A 21,662-nucleotide genomic window follows, 5' to 3' on the forward strand; every position below is an offset into this window, starting at 1 on the left:
AATACATCCCTGTAGCTCCTTCAAGTCGTCCCTGACTTGAAGGTTTCGAAACAAAAGGCCTAACGCCAAACTCGCATTGTGCGAGATTCTATATGTGTTCAATGGCTCTTCCCTAAGCCTAATTAACTTAACGATAAACCCTCACATAATCCACATACATACGTTGCGGGAAGCGGCTGGTGCCATCCGGGCTGCCCGGCCAGGTGCCGCCCACGGCGACGTTCAGCAAGATCCAGAAGGGTTGGTCAAACACCCAGGGACCGCGAGCGGTCACTTGCGCACGGGTGACGCTGTAGAACTGGTTGCCGTCGACGAACCAGCGGATGCCGTTGGCATCCCATTCCATCGCGTACACGTGGTAGTTGGCATCAGCAGACTGGTTCAGGTTGTAAGTGCCCATGAAGGGTGTGTTGCCTGAATAGCCTGGGCCGTGGATCGCGCCGTGGGTCAGGGTGGGCTCAAAGCCTACGTGTTCCATGATGTCGATCTCGCCACTCTGCGGCCAGCCTACATTCCCCAGGTTGTTGCCCAGCATCCAGAACGCCGGCCAGATGCCCTGGGTTTGGGGCAGTTTGATCCGTGCTTCTACACGGCCATATTGGAAGGAGCGCTTGTCGCGGGTAATCATGCGGCTGGAGGTATATTGGCAGTAGCCGTACCAGCAGTTGTAGTTGGCTGGATTGTTTTGGCGCGCTTCGATCACCAGTACGTTGCTGCCTGCGGCCCCGTCAAACTGGATGAAGGAGTTTTGGCCACCGGTATAGTATTGCAGCTCGTTGTTGCCCCAACCGCCACCGCCGGTTTCAAACGTCCAATTGGCTGAGTTGATGCTGTCAAACTCGTCAGCCCACACCAAATTACTGGTAGTGGCCTGGCGTACCACGATGGAGGTCAGCACATCGTTGAAACCTTCGTTATTCAAGCAGCCGTCATTGGCAGTAACGGTGATGGATTGACCGGTGAAATTGTCGTTCATGTACAGCACGGCTTCATAGCCCGGAGCAACCTGAATAGACGAGGTCCGGTCATTGGGGGCGCCGCGTGATTGCAATGCCGCCATGTTATAGGAGCCGACATCCAGACCCACCGACCAGCCGGTGAAGTTACAGTGTTCCCACAAGGTTACCCTGCTGGTGCCGCCGCTATTGGGCACGACTTCAATCCAGTTGAAGTTCCAGTCGCCGGTCTGTGCGAACACACCCAGGCTGTAGGTCCCGGCAGTCAGGTTCACGGTACGTGAGACGGTTTGCCAGTTTTGCCAGCCGCCGGTGTTGGGGATGGTGAAATTACCCAGCAGGATGGAGCCGCCGTTCAAGTCGACTGACGCAGTACCGCCCACGGTGCTCGCCACGCGCATGCGAATGGTGTAGCTGCCGGAGCTGGGGATCATCAGGCCGTTATAGGCCAGCCATTCGCCAGCCACGATCCAGCCGACATTGAAGCCGCCGCCGCTGTCCGTGGTGGGCTCGATATCGACGGCATCGTTGCGAAACGCACCGCCGGTATTGCCCGGTGTTGTATCGTAAAACGCGTTGTAGCTTTCCGCCTGGAAAACGACCGCGTTAGCATTGATGGAAAGACACGCGAAAAACGCAAAACCCAATACCGATAAAAAACGACCGAAAGGTTTATGCAATAGGCACATTGTTTTTATCCTTTGTTGTAGTGAAAAACCCCCGTGCCAGACGGAGGTCGGTTAATCGCCGGCTGTTAGCCCGGCATTTGCTAATGCCGCTCCCGACTTGGCACCGGGAGCGGCATATTCGTTTACCGAGGGCAGTAAAAGGTCACCTCGTATTTTAAATTTGTGGCGGCCGGGCAACTGGATAAACCGTAGCCATCATCATAGGCATACGCGTAAGTTTCGCAATGGGAATGGATCATATTGCGATACGCCGTGCGGTCTGCCGGACCTGCGCTGCACTGCTCAGGAGAAATGGGTGGAGTAGGGCAGGTATACATGCGCGCCTGGGGTGCATCCGGGGCGTAGGTCTGGAAGCCGTTGGCCCAATGGCTGAAGGTCAACTTGGCGGCTGGTGAATAACAGCCAGCGACGGCGCCGGTCGTGGGATTGGTGACGGTAAGATTGACGTTAGCCAGGTGCGGGAATTGGCCGTTGGTGCTCAGGTTTTCGTTCACCGGACAATCTGAAACCCGCAGGGTTGAGCAATCAATCACTCCGCCTTCCGGACCGCCGGGGCCAAATACCGGCGCCGGTTGCGGACCTACCGGACAATGACCGTTGACCACCACTTTCATGGGTACCGTATAACCATCCACCATGCTCGAATTCCACCAGTCTCCGCGCCCCAGAGGTTGCCCCGGTGCAGAGGGATTCTGGTAACACTGCGCATCGGTCACGCCGGGAATACAGCCAAAGGTTGCTTCAAATTTGGAGTCGATAGGTGGCGCACACCCACCGGGCGGGCAGGTGAAGCCGAGGTTAGCCGGACCGCCGCTGGCGCCAACCCGGCAATTATGGCCGTTAGCATCGCAACCAAAGCCGGGCCAGAAACGCATGGCTGGCAACCCTTTATCGGGAATGTCGTACTCGATAAAGCTGCCCAGGCTGGCGAGGCGATGACGATTGGGTGCGTTAAACGTCACACCGGGCGCGGTGAGCCATTGGACCCACATCGGATCGCCGCACCCGTTGATAATCTTGAGGCGTTTGTGAGTGCCGTTGGCGGTGCCGGGCGTGCCAGGATTGTTCACGGCTTCAATAACAATCGAACTCATCTGATCATTAAAGCTGTCGTCAACCAGGCAGGCATCATTGGCTGTCTTGACCACAGAGCTACCAGTGAAGTTGTGGTGTTGATACAGAATCGCGCGGTAGCCGCTGGACACTTGCAGCGATGAAACAAAATCGTTGTTGATCCCCAATGCAATCAACTGGTTCATCGTGTAGCTACCGACACCCAGCCCTGCTGACACACCGCCATAATTGCAATGTTCAAATAAACGGACTACGCCGCTGGTGGGCGGCGGTGTCGTACCGTTGAAGGTGAATTGCGTCCAGGCTGTATCAGTGGCACCGCCACTGTTGTTGCCGATCGTAAAGAAATAACGCACCACAGCGCCGGTGTTCAGCCCCGTCACATTGTAGGTGTGATTGGTACCGCTCGCGCTCATGCGAATATTTTGCTGAACGCCGCCATTCACGGTGTAATGAATATCAGCCCAGGGCGCACCATTCACATAAAAACGCACACTGGACGATGAGGTGACGGTATAGCCGGATTGTTGTGCCGAGGCGAATTGACAAAAGAAGCTGGTCAGCAGGGCAAGGAAGCACAATAGCGAGATCAAATGGCTGGATGGGCGGGATACATTCCTGCAACGGGAAAAGGTATTCATGTTTCTCGGGCTCCTCTATGGGTTAATTTTTTTTACCTCGAAAATCTGTGCAACCGAATCATTGCTTTAATCATCACCGCATAAGGTCACGGCAAAGATCCGTTGCTAAGGCAAAAAAACATCCATGCAAAGCGGTGATTTCATACCGAAAAACTCTGAAGGAAAGCGTGTAAGGACCACAAATAAACAGCGATCAGATAACGCGCACATTCAAGCAAGCCTGCTGATAATTGGATAAAAAAAAATCTTTCGCAATACCACTGAACTCCCACTTTAAAGTGGAAAGTGGGAGCAACAATTCTTTGATTTTTCACAAAGTGGCAAAAATAATGTCAGCCGATATTTATAGAAGTTTTGGCTGTTTAAAAACCGCAGAATGTGACAAAGGTTGGCCCCCGGTGTGATTCATGGTTACCTTTGCCGGTGATGTGTTACCAGACCACACGCCAGCGATGGCGCGGCAGCATCAAAAAATAATTTCAGATATTTGAAGCCTGAGGCAACTTGAAAGCGGATTTGCCACTTATTTTGGGGTGACCGGCAGAAAAGTGGGACTTCCAGGCACGCCCGTTTGCGCGCACTTTTTGGGCGGAAGGTACTCACCCAGGGAGCGCAACACCAGGTCAATACCAACGGGTAAAACCGAACAGTCTCGTGATGATTTTCGTGCCGGCGCCACAGCACCCCTCCGTGCGCAGGTAAAAGCCGCTTTTTTTTGCCTGTTTTTTCATCAATCCGGTGGGACGTGGCGGTAAGCCGGCCGGACATCAACTTTATTTGCATGGAGACAGTTGAAATTCCACCGGGAAACCCCACCATTGGGGGCACTGCTTTACCGCTGCCGGGCCGATTTCGCAGTGGGTTGGCCAGGTAGTCCAGGTGGCAGTTTTCAGCCTCTTTTCACCGGGAATTCACCCCTTGAAATAGCTGACACTGTCGCTATATAGGCAATCACTCGGGGGAATCCCGGCTAAATTTCCGTGTTTAACTGCTTGTTGGAGAAATGAGCTCATGAAAATTCGTCCTTTACATGACCGTGTTGTGGTTCGCCGCAAAGAAGAAGAAACAAAGACCGCTGGCGGTATCGTGCTGCCCGGTTCAGCGAAAGAAAAGCCAAACCAGGGCGAAGTCTTGGCCGTGGGTAATGGCCGTGTATTGGCAAGTGGTGAATTGCGTCCGCTGGACGTGAAAGTGGGTGACGTGGTGGTGTTCGGCAAATATGCCGGTAGCGACACGATTGAAATCGACGGCGAAGAGCTGGTCATCCTCAACGAAAGCGACATCAAGGCTGTGTTGGTGTAACCACCTCCTTGTCCTGTCACAAACCCTCTGTTGAACGAATTTGAAGGAATTGGAAAATGTCTGCAAAAGAAGTGAAATTTGGTGATAGCGCTCGTCAACGTATGGTTGTCGGTGTAAACATCCTGGCTGACGCTGTTAAAGCTACCCTGGGCCCAAAAGGTCGTAACGTGGTTCTGGAGAAATCCTTCGGCGCGCCAACCGTAACCAAAGACGGTGTTTCCGTAGCCAAGGAAATCACCCTCAAAGACAAGTTTGAAAACATGGGCGCGCAAATGGTGAAAGAAGTAGCTTCACGCGCGTCTGACGATGCCGGTGACGGCACCACCACGGCAACCGTTCTGGCGCAATCTATCGTGAACGAAGGTCTGAAATCCGTGGCGGCTGGCATGAACCCGATGGACCTGAAGCGCGGTATCGACAAGGCCATCACGGCTGCCGTTGCGCACATCAAATCCATCTCTCAGCCCTGTGCTGACAGTAAATCTATCTCTCAAGTCGGCACCATCTCTGCCAACAGCGACACCTCCATCGGCGGCCTGATTGCTGAAGCCATGGAAAAAGTCGGTAAAGAAGGTGTAATCACCGTTGAAGAAGGCACCAGCCTCGATAACGAACTGGATGTAGTAGAAGGTATGCAGTTCGACCGCGGTTACCTCTCGCCATACTTCATCAACAACCAGGACAGCATGAGCGTTGAGCAAGACAACCCATACATCCTGTTGGTTGACAAGAAAATCTCCAACATCCGCGAATTGCTGCCGGTGCTCGAAGGTGTTGCCAAAGCAGGCAAGCCGCTGGTTATCATCGCTGAAGACGTGGAAGGCGAAGCCCTGGCGACACTGGTGGTGAACAACATCCGCGGCATCGTAAAAGTGGCTGCATGTAAGGCGCCTGGCTTCGGCGACCGTCGTAAAGCCATGCTGCAAGACATCGCGGTACTGACTGGTGCCACCGTGATCTCTGAAGAAGTCGGCCTGGATCTGGAAGGCGCATCTCTGGAGCATCTGGGTACCGCCAAACGCGTGACCATGAACAAGGAAAACACTGTGATCGTGGACGGTGCTGGCAAGCCCGAAGAAATCAAATCACGCGTACAGCAAATCCGTACTCAAATCGAAGAAACCACCTCTGACTACGACCGTGAAAAATTGCAAGAGCGTGTAGCCAAACTGGCTGGCGGTGTTGCGGTAATCAAGGTTGGCGCTGCTACCGAAATCGAGATGAAAGAGAAGAAAGCGCGCGTGGAAGATGCTCTGCACGCTACTCGCGCTGCGGTAGAAGAAGGTGTGGTTCCCGGCGGTGGTACCGCGTTGATTCGCGCTGTGGCTGCCATTGCTGACCTGAAAGGCGACAACGAAGACCAGAACGCCGGTATCGGTATTGCGCGCCGTGCGATGGAAGCGCCCTTGCGTCAAATCGTGGCTAACGCTGGTGAAGAGCCTTCAGTGGTTGCTGACAAAGTGAAGCAAGGCACCGGTAACTTCGGTTTCAACGCAGCATCCGGTGAATACGGCGATATGCTGGAGATGGGTATCCTTGATCCGGCTAAAGTAACCCGTACTGCGTTGCAGGCTGCCGGTTCTATTGCTGGCCTGATGATCACAACCGAAGCCATGGTTGCTGATCTGCCGGAAGACAAGCCCGCTGCACCAGACATGGGTGGTATGGGCGGAATGGGTGGCATGGGCGGCATGATGTAATTGCCCGCCCATGAGCACTGATTCGCTGACGTTTGCCGTGAGTGCCTTGCCATACAAACCCGTATGGGCGGGCATTAACGAGCCACAGAAGTGAGTTATACTGGCGGCCCTTCGGGGCCGCTTTCGTTTCCACAAACTCTAACAGCCAGCGGGCATTAAGCCCTTTATAAGTTGGCGCTGCGACATTCGTGTGCTTGGCCAATCGCTAAGTGAAATTTTGAGATTACGTCTTCTTAAGGAGAATGATTATGGCTTTTGAATTACCTGCACTTCCTTACGCACAAGATGCCCTGGCTCCGCACATCTCTGCCGAGACCCTGGAATACCACTACGGAAAACACCACAAAACATACGTGGACAAGTTGAATGGCTTGATCCCCGGCACCGAATACGAAGGCAAGAGCCTGGAAGAGATTATCAAAACGTCTTCCGGTGGTGTGTTCAACAATGCTGCGCAAGTATGGAATCACACCTTTTACTGGAATTGCCTGAGCCCCAACGGCGGTGGCGCGGCGACTGGTGCAGTGGCTGAGGCGATTAACAAGGTATTCGGTTCCTTTGACAAGTTCAAGGAAGAGTTCACCAATTCGGCAATTAACAACTTTGGTTCTGCCTGGACCTGGTTGGTAAAAAAAGCGGATGGTAGCGTGGCTATTGTGAATACCAGCAATGCGCAAACCCCGCTGACAGACTCTTCTGTTAAGGCCATCCTGACAGTGGATGTGTGGGAACATGCTTACTACATCGATTACCGCAATTCACGTCCCAACTACCTGAATGCTTTCTGGTCTTTGGTTAACTGGGAATTTGTTAACGCCAAATACGCCGAATAAGCTATTTGATGGTTACTAAAAAATCAGGCTTTCGGGCCTGATTTTTTTTGCAACCCGTTTTTGTCGCCGCTGTCATACAGCGGGAAATCTTTGGTAAAACCAGTTAACACCGGAATGTTTAATTCTGTCGTCAACTTTTTTTCCCGCGCCATACCTGCTATAAAATGCAGCCTTTATTTGGCTTGCTGTTATGGGCGGGCCTCATCATCAGTTTTCCCGGGTAATCGCAGATTATGGAACGTAAAGAACCCACCTTGTCTGGTCATGCCTCTGTGCCTGAGCGCGATGAACCTATCGCACGTCGTGCACCGGTAGATACCGCTCGTCCTCCTCGTCCCCAGGCTCCAACGGCCACGGCAGCTGCGCCAGCGTCTTCCGGTTCTGGTCCATTGACAATCATTGCACTCTTGTTGGCATTGGCCGGTGTCGCTATCGGCGGTTTTTTCGGCTGGAAGTTAACCGAGGCGCAAGCACAACTGCAGCAGGCTGACGCGCGCATTACCGATCTGGAAGGGCGCTTGAGTGTGACCTCTGATGAATCGAGCCAGTCGTTGACCCAGGTGGATGCCAAACTCAAGTGGGTTGACTCCGAAATCCGCAAACTCTGGGGCATCTCGAACGATGTTAACCGTAAGGCAATTGCGGCTAATAAAGAAAATATCGCCAGCCTGGCCAAAGAACTGGCTGCTGCCAAAAAAGACGCCAATGAAGCAAAAGCCACGGCAGCCAGCCTCAATACCCAATTGGCTGCGAACAAGGCGGCAGTGGATGATGCGGTAGCCAAGATTGAGTCGGCGGTTCTCAGCATTGCCGAGCAGCGTAAGCGCCTGCAGGACTTCACCGAACAGGTAGATCGTGTTGATGGTCAGTTGGGTTCACTGCAAGCCCTTCAACAAAAAGTCCGGACTAATGAAGAGGCAATCGCAGCCATTGATGCATACCGTCGCACGATTAATCGCGATATCCTGGAACTCAAGCAGCGCATCGGTGCGGCTCCGGCGAACTGAGCTGGGTGAGAAATTCCTTGCAAAGGCCGGAAGATCCCGTTTTTCCGGCCTTTTTTATGCCTCGGCACGTCATGCGTTGCTACATCACGTTACCCATGTTGGTGTAGAATTGCCGCCCGAATTCCTCCTGAAAAGCCTCCAGAGCTTCAACCTGCCGCGTTGAGTTGATGTCGAGCTCCCGCGAGCACATTGCTAACAGAGAAACTGCTATGCCAACCGTGATTCGTCAGCAAGACCTGATCGACAGCGTTGCCGATGCGCTGCAATTCATCTCTTATTACCACCCCGTCGATTTTATCCAGGCGGTACATAAAGCCTGGGAGCGCGAGCAGAATAAAGCCGCCAAAGACGCCATGGCCCAGATCCTGATTAACTCGCGCATGTGCGCGATGGGTCATCGGCCCATCTGCCAGGACACCGGTATTGTGACCGTCTTTGTGACCGTGGGTATGGATGTGCAATGGGATGCGCAGATGAGCCTGACCGATATGGTCAATGAAGGCGTACGCCGCGCCTATATGCACCCCGATAATGTACTGCGCGCCTCGATCTTGGCAGACCCGGACGGCGCGCGCAAAAATACCGGTGACAACACCCCGGCGGTTATCCACTACAACATTGTCCCCGGTAATACGGTGGATGTGCATGTGGCTGCCAAGGGGGGCGGTTCGGAAGCCAAGACCAAATTCGCGATGCTCAACCCCTCGGACTCGGTGGTGGACTGGGTATTGGAGATGGTGCCCAAGATGGGTGCTGGCTGGTGTCCGCCAGGTATGCTCGGTATCGGTATTGGCGGCACGGCGGAAAAAGCCATGCTGCTGGCCAAAGAGGCGCTGCTTGATCCGGTGGATATCCAGGAGCTGCAAGCGCGCGGCGCAAGCAATCGCGCCGAAGAGCTGCGGATTGAGCTTTATGACAAGGTCAATCGCCTGGGTATCGGCGCCCAGGGCCTGGGTGGTTTAACAACCGTATTGGATGTGAAGGTCAAGGATTACCCGACCCACGCCGCCAATAAAGCGGTGGCCATCATCCCCAACTGTGCCGCCACCCGTCACGCGCATTTCACACTGGATGGGTCAGGTCCGGCATTGCAAACCCCGCCATCGCTGGAAGATTACCCGGATATCTCCTGGGAGGTGGGCGAAGGTGTGCGTCGTGTGAACCTGGATACCGTTACCCCGGCGGAGGTGCAAACCTGGAAAACCGGTGAGACTATCCTGCTGTCCGGTAAGATGCTGACCGGTCGCGACGCAGCGCATAAAAAGATGACCGACCTGCTCGCCAAAGGTGAACCCTTGCCGGTGGATCTGAAAGGCCGCTTTATCTACTACGTCGGCCCGGTCGATCCGGTGCGTGATGAGGTGGTCGGCCCAGCCGGCCCAACCACGGCCACGCGAATGGATAAATTCACACGCACCATGCTGGAAAAAACCGGCCTGTTGGGCATGATTGGTAAATCCGAACGCGGTCCCGCCGCCATCGATGCTATTCGCGATCACCAGTCGGTCTACCTGATGGCTGTGGGTGGTGCCGCCTATCTGGTGGCGCAGGCGATCAAGTCTTCCAAAGTCCTGGGTTTCCCGGAGCTGGGGATGGAAGCCATCTATGAATTTGACGTGAAAGACATGCCGGTCACCGTCGCGGTGGATTCCCGCGGGGAGTCGGTGCACATCACCGGCCCACAGATCTGGAAGGCGAAGATCGAGGAAGGTGTCGTCAATATCCTATAGGGGTATCTATAAGCCTGTTAAAAAGCCGGACCTGCTCCGGCTTTTTTATGCGCCGCAGAGAGTGCACTGGATACCGACAGCGCTTATCTGATCATTTATCTGTTATAGGCACCCGGCAAACTCTTTCAGTGATGGGCAGTCCAACCCGATACCATTGGCACTGCAAACATCATGAAAGGAGCCCTTCAATGACTTCAGCCACGCATAAACCCATCGCCGAGGAAACCTGCGAAGCCTGCCGAGCGGATGCCCCGCGTTTGACGGAACAGGAGATTCACGCTCTGCAACAGGAGGTGCCGCAATGGGAGGTTACAACGCGCGACAAGGTGCCCCTGCTAGTGCGTGAATACACCTTCAAAAATTTCTTCCAGGCGCTCGCGTTTACCAATCTGGTGGGACGGCTGGCGGAAAGTATGGATCACCATCCCGCGATATTGACTGAGTGGGGCAAGGTGCGGGTTGAGTGGTGGACCCACAAGATCAAAGGCCTGCATCGAAATGATTTTGTGATGGCTGCCAAAACACAACGTTTGTATGAAGCGCGGGATTGGGAAAAGTAAATGCCCGTTTAATTACGGGCATTTAGTCGGGTCACATCAATACACCCGATACTGCTCGGGCACCTGATCAACGGAGCTGATGGGCTCCATCAGGTTGCGCACCCGGCCATCGTGGATACCGTAGATCCAACCGTGAATGGTCAGCTCCTGTCCGCGTTTCCAGGCGTTTTGAATGATGTTGGTATGGGATACATTCGCCACCTGTTGCATGACATTCAATTCGCATAAGCGATTGAGCTGTTCGGTCGGATTACTGATACCGTCAATCGTTTCCTTGTGAGCGTAATACACATCGCGAATAGCGCGCACCCAGTAATCTACCAGCCCCAACTGACGCCCTTCGAGCGCTGCCTTTACACCACCACAGCCATAATGGCCAGTGACCATGATGTGTTTTACCTTGAGAAACTCCACCGCAAACTGCATAACGGACATACAGTTCAAATCGGTGTGGATCACGATATTGGCCACATTGCGGTGCACGAAGAGTTCACCGGGCATGAGATCAACGATTTCGTTGGCGGGGACGCGGCTGTCGGAACAACCTATCCATAAATACTCAGGGGCTTGTTGTTTGGCGAGGGCTTCGAAGAAGCCGGGTTGTTCTTTCTGGATTTTTTCTGCCCAGCGGGCGTTGTTTTCGAAAAGATGGTTCAAATCAGTCATGGCAATCTCTGTCAGCTGTTAACCCGGGCCGCAGTATATGCAATTGCCTTTATGTGACCAAGCACTTCGGGTTTTTATTTTGGCCTGGAATGTTACAGTGGCGCCATTGACGGAACAGGAGCCGGGGCCGCGTGAATACCAAAAACCCATCGAAAACCCAATCCAACACCCTCTATTGGCACGACTATGAAACCTGGGGCGAAGTGCCTGCCCGGGACCGCCCATCGCAATTTGCCGGTGTGCGCACGGATGAAGACCTCAATATTATTGGCGACCCGCTGATGCTCTACTGCCAGCCAGCGGTGGATTGCCTGCCCAAGCCCGATGCCTGCCTCGTTACCGGACTTACACCGCAGGTTGCGTTGGAAAAAGGGGTACCGGAATACCAGTTTGTCGCTGCCATCGCCGCCGAACTGAGTGAGCCGGGCACTTGCGGCGTGGGCTACAACTCCATTCGATTCGATGATGAAGTCACGCGCTACGCGCTCTACCGCAATTTCTATGATCCCTATGAGCGTGAATGGCGCAACGGCAATTCGCGCTGGGACATCATCGATATGGTTCGCATGACCCGCGCCCTGCGGCCGGAGGGCATCGAGTGGCCCGATTACGAGGATGGTCGCCCGTGTTTTCGGCTGGAGATGCTGACCGCTGCCAATAACCTGAACCACGAAGCGGCGCACGATGCGCTCTCCGACGTGCTCGCCACCATTGCTATTGCCCGCCTGATCAAGCAAAAGCAGCCCAAACTCTATGATTACGCGTACCGGCTGCGCGATAAGCGTTTTGCCGGCAGCCTCATCAATATCGATGAATGCAAGCCGGTGCTGCATATCTCTTCCAAATTTCCCAATGAAAACGGCAATGCGGCGCTGGTGGTGCCCCTGGCGTTTCATCCAACCAATAAAAACAGCGTGATCGTATTAAATCTGGCCTCTGATCCGGCTGATTTGCTGCGTTTGCCGGTGGAGACGTTACGGCAACGGTTGTTTGTCCGGCGTGAAGACCTGGCTGACGGAGAAGAGCGGCTGGCATTGAAAGAAGTGCACCTCAACAAGACGCCCATGTTGCTTCCCCTCAGGATGCTGGATGAAGCCACGGCGCATCGACTGGGACTTGATCGCGCCGCGAACGAACGCCATTGGCAAGTGCTCGCTAACCTGACACTGGAAGAACAGCAGGCATTGCGCGGCAAATTAATGGCCTTGTACGGCGAACAGACGTTTGCCGAGCAAGATGATCCCGAGCAGATGCTCTATAGCGGCGGTTTCTTTGACGAGCATGACAAACGCCTGATGCAGAAGATTCGCGCTATGTCGGCGCAAGACCTGGCAACAGCAAGCTTGCCGTTCAAGGACGCGCGCTTGGGGGAGTTATTGTTTCGCTATCGTGCGCGCAATTTCCCCACCAGTTTGACACCACCAGAGGCGCAGCGCTGGCGTGAGTTTTGTCGCTGGCGGCTCACCCATCCCGAAGCTGGAGCCGGTATCGTCTGGGACCAATTCCAGCAACGCCTGGCAGAGCTGTCGGCGGAGGAACTCACTAGCTCTCAACGGCAGTTGCTTAAGGATTTAGCGAGTTATGCCGATAATCTGATCAAGCGCGTTCAGCAAGTCGCAAGCGCGCCCTAAAGCCTCAAGAGATAGTAATTTTTTGTTGGCACATTAATCTTCCTGTAAAAGCTTTGCTATGCTGAATAAAAGCCCCACGTTTTTAGTGATAAAAATTATGTTTAAAAGGATTTGTTCTAATAAGGGCAAAACTTTTACCAAAATAGACTATTAATTAGATGTGCCGGCTTATCCTAACCGGCCACAGACAACGTCATAACAACATAATAATCAGCCGGTCGACGTTAATGATTGGCTTCTAAAGCGCATGGTGGAGGCTGTATGTCAGCAAGATGGTCGTTAAGAAAGAAAATAAGTGCCTCGGTAGCTGTTTCCCTCGTACTGGTTGGTTGTGCTGTGGCCTGGCTGTCTTATTCTTCCGCCATGAAGCAGATGGAAGCCAACATCGCCCAGCAAGTGAAAGGTATCTCCGCCACCTTTACCAAATATGTGGGTGACTGGTTTGCCGCTAAGGGCAAGGCGCTGGAGAGCTTTCCCGCTGAGGCTGATGAAAGCCGCTACAACGCGCACCTGGTGCAATTGCGAATCTCCGCCGATGTCGACAATGTCTTCCTCGCCTTTGCTGACGGTTCACTGGTGAACGCCAACAACCTGCAAATGGCGGCGGACAACAGCGACCCCCGCGTGTGGAGCTGGTATATCAACGCCACCAAAAATCCCCGCAAAACGGTTGTGGAAAATCCCTCAGTGGCATCTGCCACAGGTAAAAATGTGGTGTCGCTCGGGCGCGCGGTGCTGAATCCCGACGGCAGTATCAAAGGCATTCTGGGGGTGGATGTGGTGCTCGATAATATCGTGCAGCAGTTGCGCGATATTGAGTTGCCTGGCGATGGTGAGATGTTTATTGCCACGCGTAAAAACACGGTTTTTGCTCACCGTGACCAAAGCCTGTTAAACAAACCCCTGACCGATGTTGCGCCGGAGCTGACCCAATCTACTGTAGAAAAATTATTACAAGGTCAACAAGCCTCTACTCTGATTACCGTTGATGGGCGTACCAAACAAATCTTCGCCGACCCGGTTGCTGACTCTGATCTGGTACTGGTGATGTTGTTGGATCGTGAAGCCCTGGTGGGGCCGGTGCAGTCCACCTTGATCGGCCAGATGATGGCGACTTTGCTGCTGCTGGTGGCGACGTTGATTGGCATCAATTGGCTCAACGGTCGTTTGCTGCAACCGTTGAATAACGTTTCGGATTCGCTTTCTGAAATTGCATCCGGTGATGGGGATTTGTCGCGTCGGTTACCAGTGACTTCGAACGATGAAGTAGGGCAATTAGCGGCGAGCTTCAATTTGTTTGTCGATCATATGCACGATCTGGTGGAGCACATCCGCGGTCAGGCCAACGAACTGCGCGATAACGCCCGCTCAACGGCAGAGCGCGCGATGCATTCCGTGCGTGAACTGGGGATGCAGCAGGAACAAATCGGTATGGTGACTGAATCCATGACTGAGATGACCAACGCGACCCAGGAAATTGCGCACCATGCGGAACGCACAGCTACCTCGGTTGATGAGTCGGTGTCCAGCGCTGAACACGGAAAAACCCAGGTGGATAAAACTCGCGACTCCATCTTTGTGTTAGCTGAAAAAGTCGAACAAGCGGGCAGTGTGATCTCGAATTTAAACGAGCACGCCAAAAAAATCAGCGGCATCCTCGCGACTATCCAGGGGATTGCCGAGCAAACCAATTTACTCGCCTTGAACGCCGCCATTGAAGCTGCGCGCGCCGGTGAACAGGGGCGCGGTTTTGCGGTGGTTGCCGATGAGGTGCGGGTATTGTCACAACGCACCCATGCCAGCACCGAAGAAATTCAATCGATGATTTCATCGCTGCAAGCGACGGCACAGAACGCGGTATCGATCATGGACGACAGCCGTAAACTGGCGACCGGCAGTGTGACCAATGCGGACAATGCGTCGCAATCACTGAATAAAATTAATGAGGCGGTTGGCGTGATCAGCAGCATGGCTTCGCAGATTGCTACCGCAGCGGAAGAGCAAAGTCATGTGGTGCAAGAGGTACTGAAGAATATGACGGCGATCAAGCATGTAGCGGATGGTTTGGCGACGGATGCACAATCCGGTGAGGCGCGGGCGAAGGTGCTGGAGGATCACTCCCGCGCGCTGAGCGATAAAGTGGCTACTTTTACGTTGTAAAATCTTAATAAAATATCTTAGGTCTGCATGCAGGTGCTTCGAAAGTCGTTTGTCATTAGCCTATGAGTTTCGAAAACGCATATATACCTCCCTGTAGCTCCCTCAAGTCGTCCCTGACTTGAGGGTTTCGAAACTCATAGGCTAACGACAAACTCGTAACGTGCCAGCGTAAGCTCTGTTTTTCTTGCAATATCCCTGTCACCAAACCACGCTATAAATGCCCCTTTTCTTTTGGACAGGGGCGAACAGATGATCACCACGGCGAAACAGGGGCGCGGCCCCAGGCACTTCAATGTCACCTTGGTGGATCGGCTGTGGAACTTAAAGCGCCTGTGCGAGAGCGAGTTCAAGCTGCATATTCCGCTGAATATGGTGCTTAAAGACGAGGCCTATCGCGAAGAGTTGCTGGAGAAAGCGCTTAAATTGAATCATGAAGAGCTGACCAGCCTGGTGTGGGAAATTCGCCAGTTGGAGGATGACCAGATTTCGACTGAGGGCGTGAGTCGCACGAAAAGTTTGCGCGTAAAGGACAAGAAAAAATATTGGTTAAAACTGACTCCGCTGGCCAGTGTGGCCTTGAGCCTGATGGTATTCTTATCGGGCTTTTTGTTCCGATCGGTGATGCCCGGCGGTGCGGGTGTCAATGTCTTTGCGCCATCCGCTGTGGCACAAAAAAATATCGCGCCGGCAGACGCACAGCCAGTGCCGGTAGTTGCATCGAATCAACCTTTGTTTCGCTTACACGGTTCGAATACGGTGGGGGAACAATTAGCGCCGCGTCTGGTGTCGGCTTATTTGGCGGAGAAGGGCGCTACGGCTATTACAACTGAGGTAAGTGATAATCCGGTAGAAAAAATAGTAACTGGTTTGCTCGATGGTAAAAAAGTCTTTGTAGAAATTCACGCGCACGGTTCAAGCACGGCGTTTGAAGATTTGCGCAACAGCGCTGCGGATATCGGCATGTCATCGCGGCGTATCAAAGAACAAGAGCTGCGCGATCTGCAGGCGCAATACGGCGATCTTGCCCACGCTGGCAGTGAACATGTTATCGGCCTGGATGGTTTGGCTATCATCACCCATCCGGGTAATTCCATCACCGCATTGTCGTTGCAACAATTGGTGGCCATTTTCTCGGGCGAGATTAGCAACTGGTCGCAGTTGGGCGGTAGTGATGTACCCATCACCCATTACGCGCGCGACGAAAATTCCGGCACTTGGGATACGTTCAAAAGCCTGGTGCTCGACCCGCGTCAGGCCAAACTGGCGGCTGATGCCAAACGCTACGAATCCAGCACCGGTTTGGCGGACGATGTAAGTAAAGATCCGGGCGCTATCGGGTTTATCGGGCTGCCTTACGTGCGCCAGGCGAAGCTATTGGCAATATCGGAGTCGGATGAACACCTGGCGATTATTCCCACGCACTTTACCGTGGGAACCGAAGATTATCCGCTGGCGCGCCGTTTATATTTTTATACACCACAACTGAACGCCAATGCTTTTGCACGCGAGTTTGCCAACTTCAGCTTACAGGAAGACGCCCAGGCGATTGTGGAAAAAATCGGCCTGGTATCGCAAAACATCACCACCGGCAAAGCCTTCGATAAAAACTTTTACCCCCCGCTGGTGCGCGAACTGACCACACACTCCGAGCGACTCTCCATTAATTTCCGATTCAAAAGCGGCAGCGATGAATTGGATAGCAAAGCTTTGCGTGATATCGATCGGCTGGTGAAATATATGGAACAGAATGCCCCCAAGCGTGTTCAGCTGTTTGGCTTTTCCGACAGCGAGGGTGACGAGATCTCCAGTCAGGAACTGTCGCTGAAACGTGCGCGCGTTGTGGAACAGGCTTTGATTGCGCGCGGCGTTTATCCGTTGTTAACCAAAGGGCTGGGTGATGCAGCACCCTTGGCCAGCAGTGAAACCCCATCCGGTCGTAATATGAATCGCCGTGTCGAAGTGTGGACGCTCTGATGGATTCGCTTTAATAGAAAGAATGAAGTGTACTAGTCTGTTTAAGTGCTCCGTGATCCGTTTGTCATTAGGCCTTTTGTTTCGAAAACGCATGAATACATCCCTGTAGCTCCTTCAAGTCATCCCTGACTTGAAGGTTTCGAAACAAAAGGCCTAACGCCAAACTCACCGTGTGCGAGTGTCAACTTCAGCTTTCTAGCCGTAAAGAACTTCCCTCAAATCACAACAGCTTCTCAATATCCTCTACCAGATCTTCGGGTTTCGTAGTGGGCGCATAACGCTCAACTACCCGCCCTTCACCCGTCACCAGAAACTTGGTGAAATTCCATTTAATCGCTTTACTGCCCAAAATCCCCGGTGCGGCCTCTTTTACGGCAACAAATAAAGGATGCGCATTATCCCCATTCACATCGACCTTACTGAATAAAGGAAAGGTCACCCCATAATTCATCTCGCAGAACTGTGAAATCTCCGCATCGCTGCCAGGTTCCTGGCCGCCGAACTGGTTACAGGGAAATCCCAGTACCTGCAGCCCCTTGTCACGGTAGGTCTGCCACAACTGCTCCAATCCTTTGTACTGCGGTGTAAAACCGCACTCGCTGGCGGTGTTGACGATCAGATAGGCCTTGGCGGGGTAATCGCTTAACCGGGCAGTGCGGCCGTCGTTGGTGGTGCAGGGGATAGTCAAAAGTTCATTGCTCATAATGCGCTCTCCTTTGATGAAGTGATCGCTAGTGTGCGCCCGGATATCCGGGAGGTAAACGCTTGGTTTACTGAGAATCGTTGCTAAATGAAACATATCCACACAAAAAATGGGTAAACCCGTTACAGGGCGGTGGGAATTTGTCCTTTTTGCGAGTACAATCCCGCGCGCTGATTCGGTGCTGGTTTTCGCGCCGTACAGGTCCTCATTCTCCAATAGTTCGTCTCGCGGGAGCTTCCTATGTCATCCATCAAGAAAGTGGTTCTGGCCTACTCCGGCGGCCTTGATACGTCTGTAATCGTCAAATGGCTGCAAGAAAACTACAACTGCGAAGTGGTGACATTCACGGCCGATATCGGCCAGGGTGAAGAAGTAGAACCCGCCCGCGCCAAAGCCCAGGCCCTGGGCGTGAAGCAAATCTATATTGATGACCTGCGTGAAGAATTCGTGCGCGATTTCGTGTTCCCCATGTTCCGCGCCAATACCATCTATGAAGGTGAGTACCTCTTGGGTACCTCCATTGCCCGTCCGTTGATCGCCAAGCGCTTGATCGAAATTGCCAATGAAGTCGGTGCTGATGCCATCTCCCACGGCGCGACCGGTAAGGGTAACGACCAGGTACGTTTTGAGCTGGGTGCCTACGCACTTAAGCCGGGTATTAAAGTGATCGCGCCCTGGCGTGAGTGGGATTTGACCTCCCGTGAGACGCTGATGGCTTACTGCGAGAAGAACAACATTCCGGTGGATTTCAACAAGAAAAAGAAATCTCCCTATTCCATGGATGCCAACCTGTTGCACATCTCATATGAAGGCGGTGTTCTGGAAAATCCCTGGACCGAAGCTGAAGAAGATATGTGGCGCTGGAGCGTTTCTCCGGAAGCCGCGCCGGACAAAGCGACTTACATCGACCTTACCTATGAAAAAGGTGATGTTGTGGCTATTAATGGCGAGCGCATGTCCCCGGCAACCGTACTGGCAACCCTCAACAAACTGGGTGGCGAAAACGGTGTGGGTCGTCTGGACATCGTGGAAAACCGTTACGTCGGTATGAAGTCTCGCGGCTGCTATGAAACCCCCGGTGGCACCATCATGCTGCGTGCCCACCGCGCGATTGAATCCATCACCCTGGACCGCGAAGTCGCACATTTGAAAGACAGCTTAATGCCGCGCTACGCCGAGATGATCTACAACGGCTACTGGTGGAGCCCGGAGCGCAAGATGCTGCAAACTGCTATCGACGAATCGCAGCAATTTGTTAACGGTGATGTGCGGGTGAAATTATATAAAGGTGCTGTGCATGTGGTTGGTCGCCGCTCGGCGGACAGCCTGTTCGATGAAAAGGTTGCGACCTTCGAGGACGATGCCGGTGCTTACAATCAAAAAGATGCAGAAGGCTTTATCAAGCTGAATGCACTGCGTATGCGCATTGCGGCTAACAAAGGTCGCACACTGCGTTAATTCTTTGGGTTTACCACGCGGTAAGAGCAGCATTTTTTAAATGCTGCTCTACACTGTATATATTTTGGGCAGTTTGATGTCGCCCTGCACGCGCTAAAGTGTCTGCTTTATCCGCTGTCGCGCCATCAGTGACGGATCAGTTATTAACGGAGCGTTATCCCGGGGATTCAACTTGATCAGGATCAATATCGGTAACTTCTCTTTTACGCACAATGACGCCCCGGAAAGGGGGCGCCTTGGTGCGGTTGATACATCTTCTTTTCTTGAACGTAACCCTTTTCTTTATCGCATCGGGAATGTCCTATGAGTAGTAATCCGGCAGTAGCCACTGACCATCCGGTCTATGATTACAATGTCGTGCGCCAATTCTCCATCATGACCATCGTTTGGGGTGTGGTCGGTATGGGAGTTGGTGTGCTGATTGCGGCCCAGTTGTTTTGGCCGGAATTAAACGACATCTTTCAACCCTACACCCATTTTGGCCGGCTGCGTCCGCTGCACACCAACGCCGTGATATTTGCGTTCGGTGGCTGTGCGTTATTTGCAACTTCCTATTATGTGGTCCAGCGAACCTGTCAGACCCGTTTGTTCGGTGGCTGGTTGGTGCCGTTTACCTTCTGGGGTTGGCAACTGGTGATTGTGCTCGCCGTGATTACCCTGCCGCTGGGTTACACCACCTCCAAGGAATACGCTGAGCTGGAGTGGCCGATCGACATTTTAATTGCGATTGTGTGGGTGAGTTACGCGATTGTGTTTTTCGGTACTATCGTGAAACGCAAGACTGACCATATCTACGTGGCTAACTGGTTCTACGGCGGGTTTATTCTTACCGTTGCTGTATTGCATATCGTCAACAGCGCATTTACGCCGGCATATTTCATGAAGTCCTACTCTGCCTACGCCGGCGCGGCCGATGCCATGGTGCAGTGGTGGTATGGCCACAACGCGGTGGGCTTCTTCCTGACCGCCGGCTTCCTCGGCATGATGTATTACTTTGTGCCCAAGCAGGCGGGCCGCCCGGTATATTCCTATCAGTTGTCTATCGTGCACTTCTGGGCATTGATCTCTATTTACATCTGGGCCGGTGCGCACCACTTGCATTACTCGGCCCTGCCGGACTGGGCGCAAAGCCTGGGTATGGTGATGTCCCTGATCCTGCTGGCACCCAGTTGGGGAGGCATGATCAACGGCATTATGACCCTGTCCGGTGCCTGGCATAAGCTGCGCACCGACCCGACCTTACGCTTCCTGGTGGTGTCCTTGTCTTTCTACGGTATGTCTACCTTTGAAGGCCCGATGATGTCCATCAAGACAGTTAACGCGCTGTCGCACAATACTGACTGGACCATCGGTCACGTTCACTCCGGCGCCCTGGGCTGGGTGGCGATGATCTCTATCGGTTCCATATACCATCTGTTGCCGATCCTGTTCGGTCGCAAAGAGATGTACAGCGTTCGCTTGATCAACATTCACTTCTGGTTGGCGACTATCGGCACGGTGTTGTACATCGCGTCCATGTGGGTCAACGGCATCATGCAAGGTTTGATGTGGCGCGCATTCAACGCCGACGGCACCTTGACCTACAGCTTTGTTGAAGCCGTACAAGCCAGCTACCCCGGTTACTTCGTGCGCTTCCTCGGCGGTGCCGTGTTCCTGGCGGGTATGTTTTTGATGGCCTATAACGCGTACCGCACAGCCAAAACACCGGAGCCTGAAGTGATTCCGGCTGATCCGGCGACTCAGGCGGCGTAAGGGGATATTCGATGAAAGGTCATGACATAGTAGAAAAGAATATTGGCCTGATGACCGTGCTGGTCATCATCGCCATCAGCTTCGGCGGCCTGACGCAGATCGTGCCGCAGTTCTTCCTGAAAGAAACCACCACCCCCGTGGAAGGTTTGAAACCTCTGCCGGCGCTGGTGCTGGAAGGTCGGGATATCTACATCCGCGAAGGTTGCCACGTGTGCCACACGCAGATGGTTCGTCCCTTGCGTGCCGAAGTAGAGCGTTACGGCCACTATTCGGTTGCGGGTGAATCGGTTTACGAGCACCCCTTCCTGTGGGGCTCCAAGCGTACCGGTCCAGACCTGGCCCGCGTCGGCGGCCGTTACTCCGACGACTGGCACAAGGTGCACCTGTTCAATCCGCGCATCGTCGTGCCGGAATCCAATATGCCGGCGTTCCCCTGGTTGTACGACAACATCCTGGATGGCAAACACACCGCCGCCAAGATGCGTGCACTGAGCCGCGTTGGTGTCCCCTATACAGAGGACGACATCGCTGGCGCTGAAGCGGCCGTAAAAGGTGTATCCGAGATGGATGCGCTGGTGGCGTACTTGCAGCAACTGGGCACGCTCCTGAAAGAGAAACGTTGATGATGGACGCAGGCACTCTCGGCGCAATTTCTACAGTATTGGTGATGGTCGCTTTCTTCGGCGTGTGCTGGTGGGCCTTTGCCCCCAAGCGCAAAAAGCGCTTTGAAGAAGATGCCAAACTGCCCTTTGCCGATGATGACGCGACGGGCAAAGAACACGAGCAGAACGATCATCCCGGTGATGATTCAGACAGGCGGAATTGA

At 53.5% G+C, this 21,662-nt stretch carries 17 protein-coding genes; 13 read left to right on the forward strand and 4 right to left on the reverse strand.

Features of this window, described 5'->3' with window-relative positions; genetic code table 11:
* Positions 1–127: 127 nt before the first annotated feature.
* Both ACSV5M_RS20610 and ACSV5M_RS20615 read right to left on the reverse strand, forming a co-directional pair.
* On the reverse strand, positions 128–1,645 hold the full coding sequence (locus tag ACSV5M_RS20610) for a family 16 glycosylhydrolase (protein WP_439178649.1): 1,518 nt from the start codon (positions 1,643–1,645) through the stop codon (positions 128–130).
* A 122-nt stretch (positions 1,646–1,767) separates the two neighbouring features.
* Entirely contained in the window at positions 1,768–3,360 is a 1,593-nt protein-coding gene (locus ACSV5M_RS20615; protein WP_439178650.1) for a thaumatin family protein, read from the reverse strand.
* Between the two features lie 1,011 nt (positions 3,361–4,371).
* On the opposite strand from ACSV5M_RS20615, the gene ACSV5M_RS20620 reads away from it, so the two are divergent.
* The 6 genes from ACSV5M_RS20620 (at position 4,372) to ACSV5M_RS20645 (ending at position 10,492) form a co-directional block, all read left to right on the forward strand.
* Positions 4,372–4,662 carry a co-chaperone GroES gene (locus tag ACSV5M_RS20620; protein WP_439178651.1) on the forward strand — a complete coding sequence of 97 codons (291 nt, stop codon included), beginning with the start codon at positions 4,372–4,374 and terminating at the stop codon, positions 4,660–4,662.
* 56 nt (positions 4,663–4,718) lie between these two features.
* On the forward strand, positions 4,719–6,362 hold the full coding sequence (groL, locus tag ACSV5M_RS20625; RefSeq protein WP_439178652.1) for a chaperonin GroEL: 1,644 nt from the start codon (positions 4,719–4,721) through the stop codon (positions 6,360–6,362).
* Positions 6,363–6,610: 248 nt separating this feature from the next.
* Positions 6,611–7,195 carry a superoxide dismutase [Fe] gene (gene sodB / locus ACSV5M_RS20630; RefSeq protein ID WP_439178654.1) on the forward strand — a complete coding sequence of 195 codons (585 nt, stop codon included), beginning with the start codon at positions 6,611–6,613 and terminating at the stop codon, positions 7,193–7,195.
* Positions 7,196–7,428: 233 nt separating this feature from the next.
* Complete coding sequence (locus ACSV5M_RS20635) at positions 7,429–8,202, forward strand: hypothetical protein (RefSeq protein WP_439178656.1); 774 nt, start codon at positions 7,429–7,431, stop codon at positions 8,200–8,202.
* 209 nt (positions 8,203–8,411) lie between these two features.
* Positions 8,412–9,932: a fumarate hydratase gene (locus ACSV5M_RS20640; protein WP_439178659.1), complete on the forward strand. Its 1,521-nt coding sequence runs from the start codon at positions 8,412–8,414 to the stop codon at positions 9,930–9,932.
* A 188-nt stretch (positions 9,933–10,120) separates the two neighbouring features.
* A complete protein-coding gene (locus ACSV5M_RS20645; protein WP_439178661.1) occupies positions 10,121–10,492 on the forward strand; it encodes a 4a-hydroxytetrahydrobiopterin dehydratase in 372 nt (123 codons plus the stop codon).
* A gap of 36 nt (positions 10,493–10,528) precedes the next feature.
* Here the strand turns inward: ACSV5M_RS20645 and can are convergent, their stop codons facing one another.
* Positions 10,529–11,158, reverse strand: coding sequence for a carbonate dehydratase (can, locus tag ACSV5M_RS20650; RefSeq protein WP_439178663.1), 630 nt, complete (start codon positions 11,156–11,158; stop codon positions 10,529–10,531).
* Positions 11,159–11,289: 131 nt separating this feature from the next.
* Between can and sbcB the strand changes: the two genes are divergently transcribed.
* From sbcB to ACSV5M_RS20665, 3 genes are all read left to right on the forward strand, one after another.
* Positions 11,290–12,789, forward strand: a complete 1,500-nt coding sequence (gene sbcB / locus ACSV5M_RS20655) for an exodeoxyribonuclease I (protein ID WP_439178665.1) — start codon at positions 11,290–11,292, stop codon at positions 12,787–12,789.
* A 261-nt stretch (positions 12,790–13,050) separates the two neighbouring features.
* The gene (locus ACSV5M_RS20660) at positions 13,051–14,949 is read left to right on the forward strand and encodes a methyl-accepting chemotaxis protein (protein ID WP_439178667.1); all 1,899 of its coding nucleotides are present in this window, start codon (positions 13,051–13,053) and stop codon (positions 14,947–14,949) included.
* Positions 14,950–15,198: 249 nt separating this feature from the next.
* The gene (locus ACSV5M_RS20665) at positions 15,199–16,923 is read left to right on the forward strand and encodes a substrate-binding domain-containing protein (protein WP_439178669.1); all 1,725 of its coding nucleotides are present in this window, start codon (positions 15,199–15,201) and stop codon (positions 16,921–16,923) included.
* A 220-nt stretch (positions 16,924–17,143) separates the two neighbouring features.
* Here ACSV5M_RS20665 and ACSV5M_RS20670 read toward each other — a convergent pair whose 3' ends face one another.
* On the reverse strand, positions 17,144–17,626 hold the full coding sequence (locus tag ACSV5M_RS20670; RefSeq protein ID WP_439178670.1) for a glutathione peroxidase: 483 nt from the start codon (positions 17,624–17,626) through the stop codon (positions 17,144–17,146).
* 240 nt (positions 17,627–17,866) lie between these two features.
* On the opposite strand from ACSV5M_RS20670, the gene ACSV5M_RS20675 reads away from it, so the two are divergent.
* The 4 genes from ACSV5M_RS20675 to ACSV5M_RS20690 all read left to right on the forward strand — a co-directional run bounded on the left by ACSV5M_RS20675 (position 17,867) and on the right by ACSV5M_RS20690 (position 21,662).
* Entirely contained in the window at positions 17,867–19,084 is a 1,218-nt protein-coding gene (locus ACSV5M_RS20675) for an argininosuccinate synthase (RefSeq protein ID WP_439178672.1), read from the forward strand.
* Between the two features lie 303 nt (positions 19,085–19,387).
* A complete protein-coding gene (gene ccoN, locus ACSV5M_RS20680; RefSeq protein ID WP_439178673.1) occupies positions 19,388–20,836 on the forward strand; it encodes a cytochrome-c oxidase, cbb3-type subunit I in 1,449 nt (482 codons plus the stop codon).
* A gap of 11 nt (positions 20,837–20,847) precedes the next feature.
* The gene (ccoO, locus tag ACSV5M_RS20685; RefSeq protein WP_439178674.1) at positions 20,848–21,459 is read left to right on the forward strand and encodes a cytochrome-c oxidase, cbb3-type subunit II; all 612 of its coding nucleotides are present in this window, start codon (positions 20,848–20,850) and stop codon (positions 21,457–21,459) included.
* A gap of 2 nt (positions 21,460–21,461) precedes the next feature.
* Entirely contained in the window at positions 21,462–21,662 is a 201-nt protein-coding gene (locus ACSV5M_RS20690; RefSeq protein WP_439178689.1) for a cbb3-type cytochrome oxidase subunit 3, read from the forward strand.

This window comes from Cellvibrio sp. ARAG 10.3 (assembly GCF_051846955.1).
In the GTDB taxonomy this organism is placed as follows: domain Bacteria; phylum Pseudomonadota; class Gammaproteobacteria; order Pseudomonadales; family Cellvibrionaceae; genus Cellvibrio.